This is a genomic window from Dyella halodurans (genome assembly GCF_026283925.1).
Lineage (GTDB): Bacteria > Pseudomonadota > Gammaproteobacteria > Xanthomonadales > Rhodanobacteraceae > Dyella > Dyella halodurans.
This window is the reverse complement of sequence record NZ_JAPDPF010000005.1, coordinates 112,803-134,394: the sequence shown is the minus strand read 5'-3', so window position 1 is coordinate 134,394 and position 21,592 is coordinate 112,803. Positions and strand designations below refer to the sequence as shown.

At 64.4% G+C, this 21,592-nt stretch carries 17 protein-coding genes; 9 read left to right on the top strand and 8 right to left on the bottom strand.

Going from position 1 to position 21,592, the window contains the following annotated elements; genetic code table 11:
* Positions 1-13: 13 nt before the first annotated feature.
* A complete protein-coding gene (locus tag OUZ49_RS11520) occupies positions 14-1,411 on the top strand; it encodes a M28 family metallopeptidase (RefSeq protein WP_266150556.1) in 1,398 nt (465 codons plus the stop codon).
* A 258-nt stretch (positions 1,412-1,669) separates the two neighbouring features.
* Complete coding sequence (locus OUZ49_RS11515; RefSeq protein ID WP_266150554.1) at positions 1,670-3,295, top strand: hypothetical protein; 1,626 nt, start codon at positions 1,670-1,672, stop codon at positions 3,293-3,295.
* Positions 3,296-3,301: 6 nt separating this feature from the next.
* On the opposite strand, the gene OUZ49_RS11510 is transcribed toward OUZ49_RS11515, so the two are convergent.
* Positions 3,302-4,006, bottom strand: a complete 705-nt coding sequence (locus OUZ49_RS11510) for an ArsR/SmtB family transcription factor (RefSeq protein WP_266150553.1) — start codon at positions 4,004-4,006, stop codon at positions 3,302-3,304.
* An 84-nt stretch (positions 4,007-4,090) separates the two neighbouring features.
* Here OUZ49_RS11510 and OUZ49_RS11505 point away from each other — a divergent pair, with 84 nt between their 5' ends.
* On the top strand, positions 4,091-4,729 hold the full coding sequence (locus OUZ49_RS11505; protein ID WP_266150552.1) for a flavin reductase family protein: 639 nt from the start codon (positions 4,091-4,093) through the stop codon (positions 4,727-4,729).
* A 21-nt stretch (positions 4,730-4,750) separates the two neighbouring features.
* Here the strand turns inward: OUZ49_RS11505 and OUZ49_RS11500 are convergent, their stop codons facing one another.
* On the bottom strand, positions 4,751-5,269 hold the full coding sequence (locus tag OUZ49_RS11500; protein ID WP_266150551.1) for a hypothetical protein: 519 nt from the start codon (positions 5,267-5,269) through the stop codon (positions 4,751-4,753).
* Positions 5,270-5,496: 227 nt separating this feature from the next.
* On the opposite strand from OUZ49_RS11500, the gene OUZ49_RS11495 reads away from it, so the two are divergent.
* Positions 5,497-5,853: a hypothetical protein gene (locus tag OUZ49_RS11495; RefSeq protein ID WP_266150550.1), complete on the top strand. Its 357-nt coding sequence runs from the start codon at positions 5,497-5,499 to the stop codon at positions 5,851-5,853.
* A 100-nt stretch (positions 5,854-5,953) separates the two neighbouring features.
* Here OUZ49_RS11495 and OUZ49_RS11490 read toward each other — a convergent pair whose 3' ends face one another.
* Entirely contained in the window at positions 5,954-6,133 is a 180-nt protein-coding gene (locus tag OUZ49_RS11490) for a hypothetical protein (protein WP_266150549.1), read from the bottom strand.
* Here OUZ49_RS11490 and OUZ49_RS11485 point away from each other — a divergent pair.
* Complete coding sequence (locus OUZ49_RS11485; protein ID WP_266150548.1) at positions 6,132-8,159, top strand: M13 family metallopeptidase; 2,028 nt, start codon at positions 6,132-6,134, stop codon at positions 8,157-8,159. The genes OUZ49_RS11490 and OUZ49_RS11485 overlap by 2 nt on opposite strands.
* Before the next feature lie 175 nt (positions 8,160-8,334).
* Here the strand turns inward: OUZ49_RS11485 and OUZ49_RS11480 are convergent, their stop codons facing one another.
* The gene (locus OUZ49_RS11480) at positions 8,335-8,949 is read right to left on the bottom strand and encodes a TetR/AcrR family transcriptional regulator (RefSeq protein WP_266150547.1); all 615 of its coding nucleotides are present in this window, start codon (positions 8,947-8,949) and stop codon (positions 8,335-8,337) included.
* 95 nt (positions 8,950-9,044) lie between these two features.
* Between OUZ49_RS11480 and OUZ49_RS11475 the strand changes: the two genes are divergently transcribed.
* From OUZ49_RS11475 to OUZ49_RS11460, 4 genes are all read left to right on the top strand, one after another.
* Positions 9,045-10,049 (top strand): saccharopine dehydrogenase family protein, encoded by a 1,005-nt coding sequence (locus tag OUZ49_RS11475; RefSeq protein WP_266150546.1) that lies wholly within the window; start codon positions 9,045-9,047, stop codon positions 10,047-10,049.
* A gap of 38 nt (positions 10,050-10,087) precedes the next feature.
* Entirely contained in the window at positions 10,088-10,861 is a 774-nt protein-coding gene (locus OUZ49_RS11470; RefSeq protein ID WP_266150544.1) for an isocitrate lyase/PEP mutase family protein, read from the top strand.
* Between the two features lie 119 nt (positions 10,862-10,980).
* Positions 10,981-12,120, top strand: a complete 1,140-nt coding sequence (locus OUZ49_RS11465; protein ID WP_266150543.1) for an aminotransferase class I/II-fold pyridoxal phosphate-dependent enzyme — start codon at positions 10,981-10,983, stop codon at positions 12,118-12,120.
* A gap of 192 nt (positions 12,121-12,312) precedes the next feature.
* Positions 12,313-13,005 carry a hypothetical protein gene (locus tag OUZ49_RS11460; RefSeq protein ID WP_266150542.1) on the top strand — a complete coding sequence of 231 codons (693 nt, stop codon included), beginning with the start codon at positions 12,313-12,315 and terminating at the stop codon, positions 13,003-13,005.
* 268 nt (positions 13,006-13,273) lie between these two features.
* Here the strand turns inward: OUZ49_RS11460 and OUZ49_RS11455 are convergent, their stop codons facing one another.
* The 4 genes from OUZ49_RS11455 to OUZ49_RS11440 all read right to left on the bottom strand — a co-directional run bounded on the left by OUZ49_RS11455 (position 13,274) and on the right by OUZ49_RS11440 (position 21,556).
* Complete coding sequence (locus tag OUZ49_RS11455; RefSeq protein WP_266150541.1) at positions 13,274-13,480, bottom strand: hypothetical protein; 207 nt, start codon at positions 13,478-13,480, stop codon at positions 13,274-13,276.
* 459 nt (positions 13,481-13,939) lie between these two features.
* Positions 13,940-16,261, bottom strand: a complete 2,322-nt coding sequence (locus OUZ49_RS11450; RefSeq protein WP_266150540.1) for a family 20 glycosylhydrolase — start codon at positions 16,259-16,261, stop codon at positions 13,940-13,942.
* A 21-nt stretch (positions 16,262-16,282) separates the two neighbouring features.
* Positions 16,283-18,160, bottom strand: coding sequence for a glycoside hydrolase family 9 protein (locus tag OUZ49_RS11445; protein ID WP_266150539.1), 1,878 nt, complete (start codon positions 18,158-18,160; stop codon positions 16,283-16,285).
* 606 nt (positions 18,161-18,766) lie between these two features.
* Complete coding sequence (locus tag OUZ49_RS11440) at positions 18,767-21,556, bottom strand: TonB-dependent receptor (protein WP_266150538.1); 2,790 nt, start codon at positions 21,554-21,556, stop codon at positions 18,767-18,769.
* Positions 21,557-21,592 lie beyond the last annotated feature (36 nt).

Below are 21,592 nucleotides of genomic sequence, written 5' to 3'. Positions count from 1 at the left end.
CTGGATCAAACCCGTGTCCCGCCGAACCCTCTGCCTTGCTGCGCTGATCACCGCCACCTTCGCCTCCCAGGCGGCCGACCTGCCCGTCGTGCCGCGCGAGCAGCCGTCGCTGCAGGCCCTGGCCACGGCGCCAAGCGAGGCGGAGCTGCACGCCACCATCGAGAAGCTGGTGAGCTTTGGCACCCGGCACACGCTCTCCGACACCAAGTCCGACAAGCGTGGCATCGGTGCCGCACGTCGCTGGGTGAAGTCGCGCTTCGAGGAAATCTCGCGCGAATGCGGCGGTTGCATCGAGGTGGTGACGCCATCGCAGGTGTTCACCGGCAAGCGCGTTCCGCAGCCGACGGAAGTGATGGACGTGGTGGCGATCAAGCGCGGCAAGGGTGATCCGAAGCGCGTGATCGTGATGACCGGCCATCTCGACTCGCGCGTCACCGATGTGATGAACAGCACCAGCGACGCGCCCGGCGCCAATGACGATGCCTCCGGCGTGGCGGCCCTGATGGAAGCCGCGCGCCTGCTGTCAAAGCAGGACAACGACGCCACCCTGGTCTTCGCCGCGCTCTCCGGCGAGGAGCAAGGGCTGTACGGCGGCAAGGTCTTGGCCGACTACGCCACGGCCCAGGGCTGGCAGGTGCAGGCGGATCTCAACAACGACATCGTCGGCAACAGCCACGGCCAGAACGGCGTGCTCGACAACACCACCGTGCGCGTGTTCTCCGAAGGCACCAAGAGCAACGAGACGCCCGAGCAGGCCAAGTACCGCGCGTATCATGGCGGCGAAGTCGATTCGCCCTCGCGCAACATCGCGCGCTATATGCAGCAGATCGCCTCGGACTACCTGCCTGACCTGCGCGTGCACATGGTCTATCGCACCGACCGCTACAGCCGCGGTGGTGACCAGGTACCCTTCCTCGAAGCCGGCTATCCGGCGGTGCGCGTGACCGAAGGTCATGAGGACTACACGCGCCAGCACCAGGATCTGCGCACCGAGAAGAGTATCCATTACGGCGACACCGTCGACGGCGTCGACTTTCGCTATCTGGCGCGCGTCACCGCGCTCAACACCGTCACCATGGCCGCACTCAGCCGCGCACCGGCTCCGCCGACCGGCGTGAGCATCGAGGGCGCACTCGCCACCGATACCACCGTGCACTGGAAGAAGGTGCCGGGCGCCGCTGGTTACGTGGTGCATTGGCGCGACACCACCGCACCGCAGTGGCAGTACAGCCAGGCCGTGGGCAATGTCGACTCCGCGGTCATCAAGGACGTGGTGATCGACGACTGGTTCTTTGGCGTATCGGCGGTGTCAGCGGATGGCTATCAGAGTCCGGTGGTGTTTCCGGGCGATGCAGGAAGCTTTGAGCGCTCGCCGGCCGCCGGCGCACCCGCCAAGGCTGGCGCACAGTAAGGCAGGCTGGTTCGTGGCCTCAGGGCGGGCCCGCCCTGAGGCTGTTGCGCAGTTCGCATGACGCATCTTCCGGAGCCTTTGCACAGGCCCTAAGATCATCCTGTCACCGCGCCAAGGGGGAGCGGCGGCCGCGTCCGGGCGGACGTGTATCAACGGACGATATCCAAGCGGAACCTCCATCGTCGTCGGTCGTGCTCACCGGCCACCGTAGCCGGCGAAGACGCCCGGTGTCGCATGGCGATTCCTGGAGCGCGGCTGATGACCTATCCGGAAATGCGCCATCCATCGAACCGCACGCCGCCCACCTGGGACGGCACGCCTCCCGATGCCTCGCCGCCTCCGGTGCCTCCTCGGGCACCAGCGCCTCGCTCCGGCTATATCGCTGCGCACTGGAAGGGTGAGCTGTCGTTGGCAGAGTCGTATTGGTTCAACGGGGTGCTGCTTGGCCTGGCCATGGTCATCCTGGAGTCGGCGCTGCTGGCCTGGATGAAGGACAGCCATCCTTCGCTCACCAGCGTACTGGTGATTGCGGCCAGCTACGGCGTGGCGCGACTGATCGTGTCCGTATGGCAGGTGGTCGGCATCCTGCGTTCGGCGGCTCTGAGTGGCAGTCGCTGGGCCGTGGTGGTGAACATCCTGATGGTGCTGGCCATTCTCGCTGCGCTGGGCCGACTACCAACGCAATGGCATAGCCTGCAAGGCCTTGCACAAGGCGCGGCAGAGCAACGCCGCCTGAGTCATTTCAAGATCGGGCTTGATCCTTCCGGCGATGCGATCCTGGCCCAGGGCACGATCGGCGTCGACTACGCCAAGGGTATCGCCGAGGCATTCACTGCCCACCCGGGCATTCATCGCCTGGTACTCGACAGCCTGGGTGGCGACGTCGACAACGGCATGCAGTTGCGTGACTTCCTGGTGGCGCATCCGGATATCTCGGTTGAGGTGGATCACTTCTGCGCCAGCGCCTGCACCTTGGCCTACATTGGCGGCGCGCAACGCCTGGTGTCGGTCAACGCAACGCTCGGCTTCCATCAGATGCATTCGATGATCGACACGCGCCTTTCGGCCGACTACACCGAGAGCAAGCAGGATGCGTTCAAGTCACTGCTGGTCAGTCGAGGCGCTTCAGCGGACTTCATCCGCCTGGCGTTCGCCAAGCAAGGCAATGACGTCTACGCGCCCAATGCCGATGCGCTGTTCGCCAATCACATCATTACCGGCCTGCGCGTCGACGGCCGCGTCGTGTCTGCCGACCAGTGGCGCACCGAGCAGTTCCTCTATGCGTATGACCGCAACGCGAGCACCAAGCGCATGGGCGATGCGCTGACCCTGATCCGCACCCAGATGCCGCAGATCTACGATGCCTGGATTCAACGCAACCTGCGCATCCAGCAGGAGCCAGGCCGCCAGCAACGGCTGACCGATTACAACACGGCGCTGTGGCACACGCTGCATGCAGCGCGCAATGCCGCCATGCGCACCAGCACGTCGGACCACGTGCGCGACTTTGCCGTCGCCCGGCGCGACATGCTTTTGCACATGCGCAAGCGTCTTTCCGCCAACGCGTGCGGCCGCTATCTCTCTGGCTTGCCATTCGATGCCAGGGATGAGAATGACGCGATCTATCGCGCCAATAGCGAGAGTTACGTCGACTTGCTGACCGGCAACGACCCCTCGCGCACTATGACGATCGACTGGATGCTCGGCGCCCGCGAGCTCGCGCAGGTGCGCAGAAGCGTTGGGCAATCGGTATCCAGCCAGCCCGCTGGCGATATCTACGCCGTCACCTGCCAGCAGCAGATCGCGCTGCTCGACGGTTTGCTTGGGTTGCCGGGCGCAGGCAGTGACATGGCCCTGCGTACGCTATTCACCCAGGGCCAATAGACACGCCTAGCCGTCATTATCCAGCCTCACGCCCAAGGCGGCGAAACGGCGTAGTCCGTCGCTGCTGGGTTGTAGCGCGCGGCTGCCCGCGCGACGCCTCAGCCAACCTGCGTTGAGCAGCGTGTCGGTGAGCGATACACCCAGCGGACCGCCGATGTGCAGTCGACGTTCGCTCCAGTCGAGGCAACCGCGTCCACGCAGCTTGAGCAGGTCCTGCACGGGAATCGCATCCAGCCCCGCGGCGACCAGCGCATCCGCGCCGTCGGGCAACAGATGCAAGCCATCGCTCACGGTATGCAGGTAACCACGCGCCAGCATCGCCTCGCACAGGCTCACGCCCAGCCGCCCCGCCAGATGGCGATAGCACGTGCGGGCAAGACGCAGCGGGCCATCGACGCCTGCGGCCACCGGCAGCACCGGTCGCGTGCGCGGCAAGGCCAGCGCTTCAAGCATGGCGGACACCTCGTCACTGGCCAGCCGGTAATACCTGTGGCGACCCTGCGCATGCACCGCCAGCAGGCCGCCTTCCAGCAGTCGCTTGAGGTGCGCACTCGTCGTTGCAGCGCCCACGCCGGCTGCGCGCGCCAGCTCACCGGCAGGGCGTGCCGTGCCATCGATCAGGGCGAGCAGCATCGCCGCACGTGCCGGCTCGGCCAGCAGGGCGCCGATCTCGGCCAGCTGATAGCGACTGGGGGACACGGTATCGTTCATGCGTGCAGTCTAGCGCTGCTGCGTCGGCCCATAGTTCGCCCGCGCACGAAACATCGCCCATGTCGCAGCGCCGACACTGTCGCCATGGACTCATACCGCGCCCCCGACAGCATCGTCATCCATCCTTCGATTCTCTATTTCGGTACGCCCGTCGTGCTGATCACCACGCGCAACGCGGACGGCTCAACCAACATCACTCCCATGTCGTCCGCGTGGGCACTGGCCGATCGCGTGGTGATCGGGCTCGCCGCCGGCGGACAAGGCGTGGCCAACCTCCGGCGCGAGCACGAATGCGTGCTCAACCTTGCCAGCGAAGACCTGCAGGAGGCCACGGAACGCATGGCGCCGACCACGGGATGTGATCCCGTACCCGACTGGAAACGGGCCAACGGCTACCGGCACGAGGCCGACAAGTTTGCGTTGGCCGGACTGCACGCCGTCGCTTCGCACGCGGTGTCGGCGCCACGCATCGCCGAATGTCCGCTGCAACTCGAGGCCCGAGTGACGCTGGTGGTGGAACGGCCGGTCGACGACTGGCGCCCCGGTCCTGGTGCTTATGTGATTGCCGAGCTGCAGGTTCTGCGCGTGCACGCCCACGAGGACATCGTCGTGCCTGGTACGCAGCACATCGATCCCGCACGCTATCAGCCCTTGTTCTATCTTTTTCGCCACTATGTCGGTCGCGGCGCGGCGCTCGGCAAGACCTTCAAGGCTGAGGTATGAAGGTCACCATGGCGCTCGTCGTCACAGCACCGTAACCAGGGCCGCCAGCCACACCAGCGCCGCGCCAATCGCGAACGTCCGCCGCGCGGCATTGATGCGCTCCGGGCTTTCATCTTCGACCGGCGTCGTTGCGATCCACGGCGTCGAGAGCAACACGGCAAAACCGATGAACGCAATCGCAATGACGACCACATCATGCCAACGCCATGGCAACGGCTCGTGCACGCCCCAGTAAGCGAGGAACGCCATGCCCATGGCACACAGCGTGGCGGAGGCCGAGCACAAGCCGACCACTGAACCTGTTGGCGCGCGCATGCCACGTGCTCCCGGACGCTGGTGACGATGCTGGAGGAGATTACTGCAGTCGGCCGTGACGCCATGGTCGTATCGGATCCTTCCTGCTGCGCCGCACAGACCTTCAATTTTCGTGAAGTCCGCCCGGACGACGAAGCGAAATACAAAAATTTCAGTCTGCCGACGGTATGGGAAAAAGACGGCCAAAATCTCCACGGGTCGATAGAAACGGGCTTCAACGGGCATTCGCTTTCGCATGACTGACGATCACATCGACAATCCCCACTTTCCGCTGAACAAAACAGTGCAAGCGCATGAAACGGGTCAACCAGCCATGCCGGGCACCGTTCTTCCGCCTGTGCCACCCGACTTGCGGATGGCCACAGGGGCACCACGCTCTACGGCATGGGGTAGTTCTACCCCAAGGGCGAGTGCACCCTGCTCCAGCTAACCCTGACATTGAGGAAAAAGCCATGCAGACCAAGATGACGTCGCGTTTCAGCCTGATCGGTTTCACGATGGCCGCTGCGCTTGCGAGCGCAGGTGCCATGGCACAGTCCGCTGCGCAGGACGTGCCGGGCCACCCCCGCGTCAACGAAGTGAACCAGCGCCTCGAGAACCAGCAGAACCGCATCCAGGCCGGCGTGGCCGACGGCCAGCTCAACGCCAAGCAGGCGGCTCATGACGAGAAGCAGGACGCCAACATCGCCCAGCGCGAGAGCGCCGACGAGGCCAAGCACGATGGCCACCTGACCAAGAACGAACAGAAGAACCTCAACAAGTCGCTGAACCAGGACAGCAAGCGCATCCACAAGCAGCGCGAAAAGTAATCCGGACGCGGGCCACGGGCCTGGGCGATGGTCGACGCGGTAACGCTGCAGCGTTACTCGCCTCGCCCACCGACAATGTGGATACCATCAACGGCCCGGCTCAATCCGGGCCGTTGGCGTAGGTGGCCGCCGGCCATCCCGCTGCGATCCGTTCGAAGGCTGCAACTTCCAGCACTGGTCCGCCGGCCTGGAAATGAGAGTATCCGCCGACGTCATTCACGACCGGAGGGGTTATGCGCAGCAGGATTCTCGCGTTCGCTTGCTTGAGTGCCTTGATCATGGGAACGGCCTACGCCGCCGACCCGGCCAGCGCCAAGCCGCAGTACGGCAGCTGGGGCTTCGATCAGGCAGGCGCCCAGATGGCGACCAGGCCGGGCAACGACTTTTTCCGCTACGCCAATGGCACCTGGCTGGACAACACGCCGATTCCCGCTGACAAGCCGGCCGTAAGCCTGCGACTGGCGATGACCGACCTCACCCAGCAACGCCTGCATGACATCATGGAGGCGGCGGCACATGGCCATGCTTCGCCGACCTCGCTGGACGGCAAGGTGGGAGCGTTCTATCAGTCCTTCATGGACGAGGCGCGCATCGCCGCGCTCGGCGCCAAGGCCATCGCGCCGCAGCTCGATGCCGTGCGCAAGGCCGGCACGCGCGATGCGCAGGCCGCGCTGATGGGCCGCACCAACGTCGATTTCGAAGGCGCCCTGTTCAATCTGGTGTTCGACGTGGACCTCAAGGACACCAAGCACTATGCGGTTTACGTCACCCAGGCCGGGCTTGGCCTGCCGGATCGTGACTACTACCTCAAACCGGAATTCGCCAAGCAGAAGGCGGCCTACCAGGCTTACGTCGCCCAGCTGCTCACACTAGCCGGCTGGCCGCAGCCCGAGGCGGCCGCGCAGGACGTCGTGGCCTTTGAGACCGCCATTGCGCAAGCCAGCTGGAGCAAGGTCGAACAGCGCGATCCCGTTGCCATGTACAACCCGATGAGCGTGGCCGACCTGCACAAGCTGGCGCCGGGCTTCGACTGGTCCGCTTACTTGAAGTCGGCGCAGCTTGGCGACCTCAAGCGCATCGTGGTCGGCGAAAAAACCGCGATCCCGAAACTCACTGAACTGTATGCGCATACACCGGTGGCGACGATCCAGGCCTGGCAGGCCGCACGCATTGCCGACAATGCCGCGTTCTACCTGTCCCAGCCGTTCCAGGACGCGTACTTCGAGATGCACAACAAGACGCTGTCCGGCCAGAAGGAGATGTCGGCGCGCTGGAAACGCGGCGTCCAGGCCGTATCGGGCGGCGACTGCGGCGTTGGCGAACGGCTGGACTGCTTCGGCAACCTGAGCTGGGGCGTTGGCCAGCTGTATACGGACAAATATTTCCCGGCCTCGTCAAAGACCAAGATCGAGGAGCTGGTGGCCAACCTCAAGGCCGCGTATCGCCTGCGCATCGAAAAGCTCGACTGGATGGGCCCGCAGACGCGCCAGGAAGCACTACGCAAACTGGATACGTACACCATCAAGGTCGGCTACCCCGATCACCCGCGCGACTACTCCAAGGTGGACGTGCGCAGCGACGACCTGGTCGGCAACGTGTTGCGCGCGGCGCAGGCGGACTGGACGTTCTACGTGGATCGCCTCAACGGTCCGGTGGATCGCAGCGACTGGAGCATGTCGCCGCAGACCAACGATGCGTACAACGGCTCGCTGCGCGACATCGTCTTTCCCGCGGCCATCCTGCAGCCGCCGATCTTCGATCCGAACGCCGATCCAGCGATCAACTACGGCGCCATCGGCGGCGTCATTGGCCATGAGCTCACCCATGGCTTCGACGACGAGGGGCGCAAGATTGATGCCGATGGCGCCCTGCGCGACTGGTGGACCGAAGCCGACGCCAAGGCGTTCGAGCAGCGCGCCAAGCAACTCGGTGCGCAATATTCGGCCTTCGAACCGCTGCCCGGCGTGCATATCAACGGCGACCTGACCATGGGCGAGAACATTGCCGACCTGGGCGGCCTCACCTTGGCGCTGGACGCCTATCACGCGTCGCTGCACGGCAAGCCCGCACCCGTGATCGATGGACTGAGCGGCGACCAGCGCGTGTTCCTTGGCTGGGCGCAGGCATGGCGCGGCAAGCTGACCGACGATGCGATCCGTCGCCAGGTCACCAGCGATCCGCATTCGCCGCGCGCCTTCCGCGTCAACGGGCCCGTCCGCAATATCGATGCCTGGTATCAGGCCTTCGGCATCCAGCCCGGCGACAAGCTGTATATCGCTCCCGCCGAGCGGGTTCGTATCTGGTGATCGGTTACTGATCGGCTCCAGGCACCTGGCTGCCCTGCTCTTTGCGAGCAGGGTAGCCGGATGCGGAATGCGTGATGTTTGGACGGCCGAAACTAGCTCTGCAGTTCAAGCCCAGGGACCATCTCAGCGGGAAATTGAATTCTCGTAGATGCAGCCGATCTTCATGATGCAACGACTACCCGGCTGAGCGCGCAGCCTCGACCAGCGCACGCGCCGACCTCTGCAGGACTTGCGTCGCATCGTCGGATACCAGCAGGTCCGAGCTGACGAAGGCACCATTGACCAACAAGGCCAGCTGCGCAGCCAGGATCTCCGGCTTGGCCACCTCGAGCCGCCGCGCGATGCCATCCAGGCGTGAACGAAGTCGGTGCATGTGGGCGCGTGCCACCTGTCGCGCCGGATGGTCCTGCTCCGGGAATTCGGCCGCGACATTGATCTGCGGGCAACCGCGATAGTTCGAACGCGACAGCCGCTCGCCGATCCAGCGCATATGGGCCGCCAGCTCGCCGACCGGATCACTGGCGTGCGCGGCCGCCACCTCATCCCAGGTCGCCCAGAAATCCACGTCCTCGCGTTCCAGGAAGGCGACGACCAGGTCGTCCTTGGTGCGGAAATGTCGGTACAGGCTCGTCTTGGCCACGCCGGCCTGCTCGACCACCAGGTCGACGCCTACGGCACGGACGCCTTGCCGGTAAAAAAGGCTGGACGCGCACTCCAGGATTCTCTCGCGCACGTCCAAGGCTTCGACACCGTGTGCCTTGGGGGTTTTGCCGGATGAGTGCGTAGTCATGGGGGCAGCAGGTCGACTTGGTGTTGACATGATACAGACCGTTCTGTAGCGTTACAAGAACAGACAGGTCTGTATCGTCCTGGGAGGACATCATCATGGTCAGCAACCACACTGCCGTCGCCGTCTATGGCGCCTCGGGCCATACGGGGGCCTTCGTCATCGCTGAGCTTTTGCGTCGTGGTCTGCCGGTGGTGGCAGTGGGCCGCGATGTATCACGCGTCCCGGCGGGCGTGCCGGCCAGGCTGGCCGCGATCGACGATGCGGCGGCCCTCGAGCGGGCGTTCGCCGGCTGCGCGGTCGTCATCAACTGCGCCGGCCCGTTCCTGGATACGGCGCCGCCTGTCGTGGAAGCTGCCTTGAGGGCGGGTTGCGCCTACATCGATGTCACGGCAGAACAAGCCAGCGCGCTCTCCACCTTCGAACGCTATGACGAGCGCGCCCGCGCTGCGGGCGTTGCCATCATCCCCGCAGCGGGTTTTTACGGCGGCCTTGCGGATCTGCTGGCCAGCGCACTGGTTGGCGATCAGCCGGTCGATGACATGACCGTGGCTATTGCGCTCGATCACTGGTGGCCGACCAAGGGAACGCGTCAGACCGGCGAGCGCAATCGGGTACCACGCGTGGTGGTCGAGCATGGCCGTCTGGTGCCCATGGCGATGCCGGCACCGAAGACCGCATGGACGTTCGATGCGCCGCATGGCGTGCAGGACATGGAGCAGATGCCTTTCAGCGAGATCATCACCATCTCGCGCCATCTGCACGTGCGCAACCTGCGCGCCTATCTCAACGCGGCGTCTCTAAGCGAAATCCGCGACGCGGCAACACCCCAGCCGGTGGCCATCGATACGCAGGGGCGATCGGCACAGAAATTCGTCATCGAGGTGGTCGCACGTGACCGCGAGGGTACCCGCCGCGCCGTGGCTCACGGACAAGACATTTACGCGGTGACCGCACCTCTCGTGGTCGAGGCGGCTGCACGCCTGCTCGACTCCTCATTCAATCGAAGCGGTGCCCTCACCCTGGGGCAGGCCTTCGATGCCCACGACTTTCTTCGCGCCTTCGGGCCCGAACACCTGACGTTCGCGCTTCATGCGATCTGATCCACCCGGCTCTATCCAAGCACCCAAGGAGATATGACATGCAGCAGCAAGAACGCGCCAAGTTGTTCGCTTCCCTCCACGTCAAAGACCGCCCTCTGATCCTGTACAACGCCTGGGATGCCGGCAGCGCCAAGGCCATTGCCGACGCGGGCTCGCCTGCGATCGCGACGGGCAGCTGGGCCGTGGCCGCGGCGCAGGGCTATGGCGATGGCGAGTCGATGCCGTTCGCCTCGGTCGAGTTCATCGTTGCTCGCATTGCCGCCGCGGTCGACGTCCCCGTGACGGTCGATGTCGAGGGCGGCTATAGCGAGGACCCACAGCTTTGCGCGGCCAACGTGGCGCGCTTGCTGGAGCACGGCGTGGTCGGCATCAACTTCGAGGACCGCATCGTCCACGGCAAGGGTCTGCATGGTCTCGAGCTGCAATGCGCACGGATCGCGGCCATCCGCGCGATGGCAGACGCACGTGGTGTACCGTTGTTCATCAATGCGCGGACCGATCTATTCCTGGGCACCGGGGTCAAGCCGCCCGAGGGCATGGCCGAAGCCAAGGATCGCGCAGCCGCCTATGCGCGCGCTGGCGCTTCGGGCTACTTCGTTCCGGGTCTGGTCGACCTGTCGGCGATACGGGAGCTATCCAACGCCGTCGAGCTGCCGCTGAACGTCATGGCGATGCCTGGACTTCCTGCGGTGCGCGAGCTGGCGCAGGCGGGCGTCGCCCGCATCAGCTACGGACCTTCCGCCTACTTGCTGGCCATGGAGACCATACAGCGCGCTGCTCGCGATATCCTGGAGGAACGGCAGGCTGCGTGAACATCGAGCCGTCCGGGTGGATGCCCAAGCGAGAGGATGTTCTTGCTTGGGTGAATCCAGCGACGTCGTGTTTTCGCCCGCCACAAGACACCCTCACCCACCTCGAGCAGAACCCGCACATGGCCGAACGCATGCGAGATTTCGCCCTGGAAGTCCATTTCTCGCGCTGGGAATTCAAGGCGCGCTACAACATGGCCGCCTCGGATGTACAAAGCCTCTCGCTCGGCGACCTCCTGCAGCTGGCGACAGCCGAGGACCGGGCCGCGTTCGAGCACCTCAGCCTGGGCTATACCGAGACCTTCGGCTCGCCTGCACTGCGCGATGCCATCGCCAAGACCTATGACAGCGTCAGCGCCGAGCAGATCGTCTGCTTTGCCGGCGCGCAGGAAGGCATCTACATCGCCATGAGAGTGCTGCTGGAAGCGCACGACCATGCGATTGTCATCGTGCCCAACTACCAGTCCGCCGAAACCATCCCTATGTCGGTCTGCGAGGTGACCGGCGTGGCACTCGATGAGGAGAACGACTGGCAGCTGGATATCGACAAGCTTGCCGCGGCGATCCGCCCGAACACCAAGCTGATCTCGATCAATTTCCCCAACAACCCCACCGGCCATGTCATTCCGCGCGCATCGTTCGATGCGATCGTCGATCTGTGCCGGCGGCACGGGCTATGGCTATTCAGTGACGAAGTGTATCGGCTGCTGGAACGCGACCCCGCCAAGCGGCTGCCAGCGGCCGTGGATGCCTACGAGAAAGGCATCTCGTTGAATGTGATGTCCAAGGCCTACGGACTTGCGGGCCTGCGCATCGGTTGGCTGGCCTGCAAGGATCGCCATGCGTTGGTGCAGTGGGAGCGCTACAAGCACTACCTCTCGATCTGCAACGCGGCGCCCTCGGAGCAGCTGGCGCTGATCGCCCTGAAGGCGGGCACGACGATACTTCAGCGCAGTCGGGACATCATCGACAGCAATATCACCGTGCTGAACGCGTTCTTCGCACAGTTCCCCGGGCTGTTCCACTGGAAAGTGCCTGACGGCGGATGCATCGGCTTTGTCCGTTACCACGGCGAGGATGGCGTGGAGTCGTTTACCCAGGACCTGGTCGAACAGGCTGGCGTACTGCTGCTGCCCGCCAGTGTCTATCGTTCGGAGCTGCAGGATGTGCCGACGAACGCCTTCCGCCTAGGCTTCGGGCGGAGCTTTGTGCCGGAGGGCCTGCAGGCCATGACCGCCTGGTTGCACGCTCGAACGGCCTGAGCACGGCACCGGCGAACGATCTCTCTGCGTTCGGCATCGCCTCATCGGGTCGGCTGCGCGCCACCATGGTGGATCGCCAGGTGAAGGGACGTCAGGGTGGCCTGCTAGACTGGGCGACGCGCTTGTTCGATCCAATCGGGTCCGCCTGGGACCCTGCGATGTACATATGGTGCCGATCATGGGAGCCGTAGCATGCACCTTGAACTGGAACGCGTTCACCTGCAATCGCTGAAAGACTTCGCCAAGCACTATCTGATGATCGTGCTCAGCATTCTTACCGCACTCGGCATGGAGGCGTCGATCGAACGATCGCATCACCGAAGCGCGGCGTCAGACGCCAGCGCGAGGATCCAGGCAGAGATCCGCGCCAATCTCGCGGAAATCCAAAAGGAGCGGTCGCACGACTTCGCGCGCTGGCAGGAGCTGGGCAAGATTCGCGACGCGCTGGTGAGCGACATCAAGGCGCATGCGTCCGATGCCGCCATCAACGAGCACTTCAGGGCAATGACCAAGGACGGGTTTTACCTCGCCTTTCGATGGCCCGTGCTGCGCCACGAAGCCTGGGATGTTGCCGTAGCTAATCAATCCGCCGGCTGGATGGATGACGACGAGCTGCGTCGATACACGGCTGTCTATGCGGCGCAGAATTCGACCAGCGCTACCATGACCGAGGATCTCCCCACCGTATTGAACGGGCCACGCATGATGGACGCCCTGGCTGACTTGCAGGTAGGCGATGTGCAGCCTCGCGAGCTTCTCTATGTTGTCAACCAGATGGCCACGGTAGCCGGCGAAGCCACCGGTGACCTCGATAGTCTGATCGCGAGAATCAACGCCTCGATGTCCGGCAGCATCGCCACGCCGACGAAGGCGTCCCAGGGTTGATGCGAAGCCCGCTGGCGCGAAGCTGCGCGCCGCGCGGGCTCAGTGACTTTCGACCCGGCCTGGCGGCAAGCCCTGTTCGACTCGGCCATTGCGGACACCATGAGTCGTTCTTCCTGGCCCGGTCACCTTAGTCTGCCGCCACTCGCGCATCCGCGTGGACGGCAGAACCCGCCAGCTGACGCGAAGCTGGCCGTCCGTGGCAGCCACCCGATCGACCGCTGATCGGTCGCGGTTCGTGGCATACCGAAGCAAGGTGCTAGGCCAGCGCCTAATGATTCGACGCACTGAGCTTCTTCAGCTCCTCGAGCGCCCTGCTGGCATCCTCGGCAGCCGCTTTTGCCTGCGCAGCCACCGCGTCGTCACCGCTATCGACGGCTTCGCCATAGAGGCGCAGCGCCTTTCTACGGCTGTCGAGGTAGCTCAGCAGCGCCTGTTGAAGCGGGTAACTCGTGTCGTCCGGCGTCAGTTCACCCATGGCAACCTCGCTGTATGCCGCTTCGCACTGCGGCGCCACGTCGGTGTTGACGGTCTCCGGATGCGAGTGGCTCCCAGGTCGACGCGGCCTGCTCCCGCCCAAGAGAGCAGATGAGATAACTCTGTGGACATGCGATTGTCCTGGCCGGATCTGGGCCAGAGGCCGCGACAGCCATCCGCCCCCGGCTCAGGCAAGCGTGGCTTGCCTGCCGCGGCGAATGGATCCATGGACGACGGACAATCGCCCGCGCCGCGCGATTGCGCGGTTTCCTGGTGCTGCATGTCGCCCCCTGGCTGCTGCAACGAGATGCGGGCATCGGCCCCCACCGATTCGGGTCAGCATGCCAGTGCGGGGGGCCTGGTGACAACAAGCAACCACACCGCTCGCGCGCGGTCGGCTTGCAACCGCTCGAAGCACTCCCCGGATCGCCCTTGGGATGTCACGCCACGAGCTTGGCTTTCATGGCGTGGGCCTGACGGCGACATCGACCGGCAATAGCGAGACCTTGCCGATGCCGAAGAGCGGCCCGCTGATCGGCGACGTAAAGACCAGGCAGAGATCGTGCACACCGGGCTGCGCGGCTAGCGGGCCCTGCAAGGTGAAATTCTGCGGACCCTCCTTGGGCAAAGGCAGCGTGGCCAGCGTGCGGCCCTTGCAGCTGTCGAGGCGCACGACCAATTCACCCTGCGACGTCGTGGCCTTGTGCGACACCACCAGCTTGGCGTCATGTGCCAGCTGATAGTTGCGCGGCAGGCGCGCGATGTCGACGCTGATCGCCGCGATACCGTCCAGCTTGGCGGCACGGTAGAGCCGACAGTTGTCGAACACGTTGATGAGATACGTCGGCGACAGCGTGGTGGCATCCGGCGTGGGCTGCACGCGCAGGCGGAAATCGCTGCCCGGGCAATTGTCCAGCTCGCCGGTGCTGCGGCTGCGCAGCGCCGGCACGTCAAGCAATCGCTCACGCACGGCGGCCAACGGCGTGCCGTCGTCGGCGAGGGCCACCGCCTTCACCGTCGTCGGCAGCTTCACCACGAACCGCTCGACGTACAACGGCGAGTTAGCCCCGGGCGCCGTGCCATCGGTGGTGTAGTGCAGGCTGCCGTACTTCGACTGGTTGGACAAAGAGACGGCAGCGTGTCCGCTGCTTATCGCGGCATTGCGGTCCACCTCAATGGAGGCGGCAAACGCGCTGTCCGCGTAGCCGATGTCCTGCTCGCGGTACCGGGCCAGCTGGGCCGGCAAGCGATCGAGGAAACCATGCCAATCGCGCGCCTCCGCCGGTGTCCAGGCTGCTTCGGCCAGTGCATCCATGCGCGGGAACACCGCATGCTCGATATGCCGGAGGGTAGGCATATGCTCCGTCCACATGTTCGCCTGCATGCCGAGCACGTGCCTCGCCTGCCGGGCATCCAGCGCCTTCGGCACGGCATCGAACGCGTAGTAGCTCTCCAGCGACATGGCCGGCAGGCGACCGGTGGTTTCGTCGGCGCGATCGCTCTGCATCTGATCGAGATAGAGCTGCGGCGCGGGCGACAGCACCACGTCGTGGCCCTGCTTCGCCGCATCGATGGCGCCCTGGATGCCGCGCCATGACATCACGGTGGCGCTGGCCGGCAAGCCGCCCTCGAGGATTTCGTCCCAGCCGATCAGGCGTCGGCCGTGCGCGGCAAGGTATTGGCCCATCTGGCCGATGAACCAGCTCTGCAACGCGTTCTCATTCTTCAACTTCAGGGCGCGCATCCGCGCCTGCACGGCCGGCGAGGCTTTCCACTGGTCCTTGACCGCCTCGTCGCCGCCCACGTGGATATAGGTGGAAGGGAACAGGGCCATCACTTCGTCGAGCACGTTCTGCAGGAAGTGCAGCGTGGCGTCATCGACGTTGTAGAGGTAAGGGTGCACGCCCCAATCCGGTGACACGGGTGGGCGACGGCCGGTGACACCGATTTCCGGATACGCGGCTACCGCTGCCTGCGCATGGCCTGGCATGTCGATCTCCGGTACCACCGTAATATGGCGTTCGGCCGCGTAAGCCACGATGGCGCGAATATCGTCTTGCGTGTAGTAGCCGCCATAGCGCTGGGGTTCGCCGCCTTCGCCGGCATCGGGCGGCGTGCGCCAGGCGCCGATGCCCGTCAGCTCGGGATAACGCTTGATCTCGATGCGCCAGCCCTGGTCATCGGTGAGATGCCAGTGCAGCACGTTGAGCTTGTGCTGCGCCATCTGGTCGATGATGGTGCGCACTTCGTCCGGGGCCTGGAAATGACGTGCAGAATCGAGCATCAGCCCGCGCCACGCAAAGCGTGGCTCGTCGCGGATATGCACCGCGCCAATTTTCACGTCGCCGGTGCCGTGGGCGGGTGTCAGCAATTGCCATAGCGTCATGGCGCCATAGAAGAGACCCGCTTCCTCGCGGGCGACCACGCGAATGCCTTGCGGGGTAACGTCGAGCGTATAGCCCTCCGCATTCGCCACCGGCGCCTGTGGATCGCGCCTGAGTACGATCGCCGGCCCGGCGACAGGACCGGTCTTCACCGGCAGCGACAGGTTCCGTGTGCGGGCGGTCAGCGCGGCGAGATAGTCAGCCGTGCGCCGTGCGCCGGCGTCCCCGGCTTCCACCACGATGGCTGTCTGCGCGCTGACGCTGAAGGGCTCGCCAGCATGGGTGACCTGTGCGGGCAGCGGGATGACATCGACGGACGCTCGCGACCCCTCCGCGCCATGGGCGAGAGCGGCAAGGCCGTACAGGGCAAGGCAGAGAAGTTGGCGTGTCGCTGTCATCGGTGTCTCGGAGCCGTTCGGTCAATGTTGGGGAAGGCTGATGGCCAATAAATACCACGCATCGTGCGGCAGCCATTGCTCCGTCCAGCGCCAGTCTTCGTCCTTGCCGGTCTGCGCGTAGCCAAGATTGAAGGCGATGCCGTCCTCATCCGCTAGCCCGCTGGTGATGCCGTTGACGATGGCCCCGGGGGCGTTGGTATACGCGTAGGAGTCGAAGAACATGTAAGGCGCGTTGTGATGGCCGCTGCCCATCAGCATGCTGCTGTCGTAGGGGTTCCGCCCCAGGATCCAGTGCAGCTGGTTCCATGCGTAGGCTTGCAGCTTGGCCTGGAAGGCCGCATCGTCGGCATAGAGCGGCGCCGCCAGGCGCGCGGCCGCAGCCAGCGAGGCCAGGCGCGCGTTCTCGCCCTGCCACCAGGGCGAGGCTTCGGTGTCGTGGGGAAAGAAGAAAGCGGTATGCACGCGGCCATCGCCGCTGCGCACCAGCTGGCGCGCGTACCCGAACGGATTGGCCACCTCGGCGGTGACGGCCAGCTCGGCGGTCAACGAACGCCTGATCGCATCCCGCACGGCAGACTGCCGGCCCGGATCCGCGATCGAGGCGTATTCGGCCAGGGCAACCACCGGCAAGCCCGCGTCCGACGGATGGAAGAAGGGACGCACGCCATCGTCGGCACGCCAGTAGTCGCGATGCCCATCATGACTGGTCAGGCGAGCCATCAGTCGATCGGCGCGCCCATCGGCCAGCTGGCGCCAGCTCGTATCATGCGTGGCGCGATACAGCTCGACCGCCGCGAGCAGGGCGCTGTAGTCATCGACGATGTTGTCCTTGCCGTCGTTGGTCAGCTCGCGGTTGTGCGCATCGAGGAAGCGGTAGGCATCTTCGGCGGCGCGACGGTAGTCCTGTGCGGAAAACTCGCCATCGACGCCCATGCTGCTGGCCAGCGCCAGCGCGGCGATGGCCATGCCGCCACCCGCGCGAAAGCTGGCCTCATAGGCATGCGGACCGCGGGCGGGCTGATCGACCCGCTCGGTGTGGTCGCCCGGCTTGAGTTTGATCTGCGTACGCCAGTTGGGATCGCCCACGCGGCGATCCTGCGGCAGCTTGCCGGCACCGGGCGCGTCGATGGACTGGTAGAACGAGCCATCGGGTCGCTTGTCGCGCACCAGGAAATCGGCACCAAACAAGCCCTCGTCGAGTAGGCGACGCTGGTACTCGCGGAAATTCGCATCATGCCGGGCGTCCAGTTGCTGCCAGCTGCGCAGCAGGCTCCACGCGACCAGCGGAAGCTGCTGGGTGTTGAAATAGCTGGTGAGATTCTGGTGCGACAGGTGAATGCCATAGTCGCCGGTGGCGTCATACCAGCCGCCGTGCAGATCGAGGGTGCCGGCCTGGCCATCCGGACGCGGCAGATGCCGGTCCGCCTGATCCAGGAGGCCGCTGGAACGCTGCCCCTTGAAGTAATAAATGACGTCCGAGAGCGTGTTGCGCTCCAGTACATTGTCCTGCACGGCGAAGACCGCTGAATGTGCCTCACGGCCGTCGCCGGGCAAGGCCACGTAGTAGTGTCCCGGTGTCTTCATGCCACTGAAGTCGGCAATGGCATAGGCAGCATCGCCCCAGTTCGCCACCTTGGCGGCTTGCGACAGTTCGCCTTGCCAGGCCTGGGCGCCCGTGTCGGCGTTCACCACGAGGAAGCGTTGCGACGATGCTCCCGGCCACACGACCACCATCGCCTGTTTGGGCGCGAGCGTGTCGTAACCCACCTGATCGACCAGCACGTTCGACTCGGAAGCGCCGGCGGGAGTCGCGCCAGGCGCTGGCGCTGCGGCCGCGCTCGGCGTGGACGCGGCGATGCCGCACAAGGCATAGCAGAGAAGATAGCGAGTCTTTCTCATCGGTGTCTCGTAGTTGCCGCGCCAGGCATGGGAAATGCTGATCGTAAACGAGCAGCGGGCGTCATCAGCGCGAACCCGGCACGTTCACCGAAAGCGAGGACGGCACCAGCACCCGCTGGTGACATGGCTTCACGCAATCGCCCTCCTTTCAGTCGATTAGGGTCCCGGAAGAAAAATCGGACCTGGCAAGACTGCCAGGCCCGTGGGGAGGGAAGCCAACGGCTTCAAAGTTCCTGATGAAACGTGGAAGTGGTGCAAACGCAAACGATGATCAAGCACGGAACCGTTGCCGCGTAAGCCCTCGTCGCAGGACAAGAGTGTCACGCTGCTCACCTTGATTCCGTGGCGAACTTCTCCTCTCGATGACTTGCGTGCCAGGTCGATCGTGGACGTGGCGGGTCCGAGTCCACGACCGGCATTGACGCCGCTGGTCTTCGAAAGGCCAAGGATGGGAAGTGTGCTTTCCGATAGGCCAGTTGGCGCCTGGTGGCGATCAACCGTCCTGACGACGGCACCGATGCGACGCTTACACGGTCGCACCCGCGGGTTCCCGTTCCTCGAAGGGGCCTGGCCAAGACCAGGCCCCTCGAACCGCGGATGGCAGCCTTACAGCTTGAACTGCAGCTTCAGCATGAACTGGCGGCCCGTGACGTACTCGGCCGACATCTGCGTCTTGCTGCCCAGGTACGCGTAGTACTTGGAGTTGAGCAGGTTGAGCATGTTGAGGTTGAGCGACAGGTACTGGTTGATCTGGTAACCCAGGGTGGCATCCAGCTCCTTGAAGCCGTCGATGTAAGTCGCCGGTGCGCCAGCCACATAACCGCCGGCGAGGTAGCTGGAGCGGTAGCTGTAGGCAACGCTGGCGCTGTACGGGCCTTCCTCGTAATACGGCGCGATGGTGTACGAGTTCTTGGAGTTGTACGGCAGCGCGCCGTTGTTGTTGGTATGCGCGTCGGAGTACGTGTAGTTGGCACGCAGACCGAAGCCGTAGGCGTACGCCTGCTGGTAGGCCAAGGTGCCGCCCTTGACCGTGGCGCCGCCACCGTCAACCGGTGCGGTGACGTTGTAGTTACAGATACCAGCCGTGGTGCACTGGCCGGTGGCGATCAACGACGCGGCATTGATCTGGTAACCCGGCAGCGTCCAGGAGCCGTTCACGCGCTCCTGCATCGTCGCTGCATTGACGATGTAGTTGAGCACGTTCTTGTAGAAGAACGACACGGCCACGACGGAGTGCGGGTCGAAATACCACTCGGCCGAACCGTCCCAGTTGACCGAACGATACGGACTCAGATTCGGGTTACCAGCGACGGCCGTGAGCACGGTGTCGTTGGCGGCGAAGTACGGCGCCATCTGGTTGAACGGTGCGTAGGCAATGGTTTCCGAGCCAGCGCCGCGCAGGATGATGTCCGGCGTGACGTTATAGGCGATGTTGAGTGCCGGCAGCCAGTTGTTACGCGAACTGTTCTGGGTGATATAGCCGAAGCCAGCCGGGAAATTGCACGGATACACGTCTGCAGAGGCGCACGAAGCCGGAATGACCCAGCCGCTGCTGCTGTTTTCGGTATGCACGTAGCGCACGCCGACATTGCCGCGCAGGTTGTCGTTGCCGAAGTTCGCCTGCAGGTAGCCCGACGTGTTCTTCTGCTGAACCGCGAAGGTGTTGTCCCAGAACGAGTTCGGATCGGTCGCCGAGCCGAAGCCAGGCGAATTGGTAACGGCGTCGAAGATCGCCTGCTGGCCCATGGTCTGCACGTGCTCGATCGAGCTCTGGCTCAGGCCCAGATCGCGCGAACCCTGCAGGTTGCTCAGGCCACCGAAGCCGATCTGGTTGAGGGTGAGCGTTTGCGCGCCCGTGTAGACGTTGAGCGTCTGGCTTTCGGTGTGGTCAACATAACGAGCGCCGACCTGCACGCTGTTGAGGAAGCTGTCGAAGTCCTTGGTGAAGTCGAGCTGGCCGTAGCCGTCGCGGGCCTTGTACAGCTCCTTACCCAGGTTGCCGCCCCAGCCGTTGTCAGCCCAGTAGTTGGGATTGTTGGCCGTGGACGGATCGGTGAACTGCGGGCCCTGGCTCAGGCTCCAGTTGAAGGCACCGCCGTAGAAGATTTCCTTCACGGCCTGCTGCATCGGGTTGCGCGAGTCGCTTACGCCGCCCTGACCGTGCAGCTGCCAGCCGTCACCCTTGTAATCGAGCTGCAGGTCGGCGCCCTTGGTGGTGACATGCGAGATGCGCGCATTGTTGTCGGTGAAGGTGTGTGCAGTGCTGGTGCAGTTGGTGCTGTTCAGGCACGGCGTACCAGCCTGGGTGCCACTGGTGATGATGCCGTTCGGGCCTTCGGTCAGCGAGGTGATGCCGGCCGGGCTGTTTGTGGCCCACGGATACATCGACTGGTTGACGTTGTCCAGGTTGTCCCTGGAGTACATCAGGTTCAGGTTGCTGGTGAAGGACTGCGTCGGCGCCCACTCGAAGTTCGTGGTGATGCTGTCACGCTTCTCGACCTGCTGGAAGTTGGTGGCGGCAACCTGGTTCGGCATCATGTCCGTGGGCTTGATGGTGCCCGCATTCAGCTCGTTCTGGATCGCGTTGTTGCCCTTGGCGAGCGCTGCGGTGTTCACCGAAGCAACGCTGGAATAGCCGTAGTTCTCCAGGCCTTCGCGATTGTTGAACTGCTCGAAGTGCTGCGCCGAGACGTTGAAACCAAAGGTCTTGTCGGCGTTGTGCCAGTTGTAGAAGATCGAGGCAGATGGACGGGTGCTGTCCACCATGTCGTTGTAGTTGATGCCGACCGAACCGGAAACCGTGTTCGAAGGCGCATCAAGCGGCCTGACCGTGTGCATGTTGATGAGGCCGCCCATCGCGCCTTCCGGCAGGCGAGCCTCGATGCTCTTGTAGACCTCGATGGCGCCGATCACTTCCGGCGACAGCAGCGAGAAGTTGAAGCCGCGGTTCGGGCTGTCGTCGTACAACCACACCGCCTGTGCGACCGGATGGCCATCGAGCAGGGTCAGGTTGAGGCTGGGGTCCATGCCGTTGATGCTGACGCGCTGCGTCGCACCGAGCTGGCGGTCCAGCGTCACGCCCGGAATCTGCGCCAGTGCTTCAGCCACGTTGCTGGCCGGGAACTTGCCGATATCCAGCGCGGTAACGGCGTCGACGATGGCGTCGGCGTTGCGCTTGGTATCCATCGACGCCTGCAAGCTGGCGCGGATGCCGGTCACGGTCACGGTGGCGAGCTGCTTGGCCTGGGCCTGGTCGGCGCTGGCCTGCTGGTCGGTCGATTGCGCCGGCGCTGCGGCGGGACCGGACGGCTTGGTGGCGTCTTGCGCGTGAAGCGAGCCAGCCAAACAGAGACCGGTGATGATGCTTACTGCTAGCAGTGTTTTGCGGTGTGACATGGTTTCCTCCCCTCGAAGGCATATCGGCAGCGGATG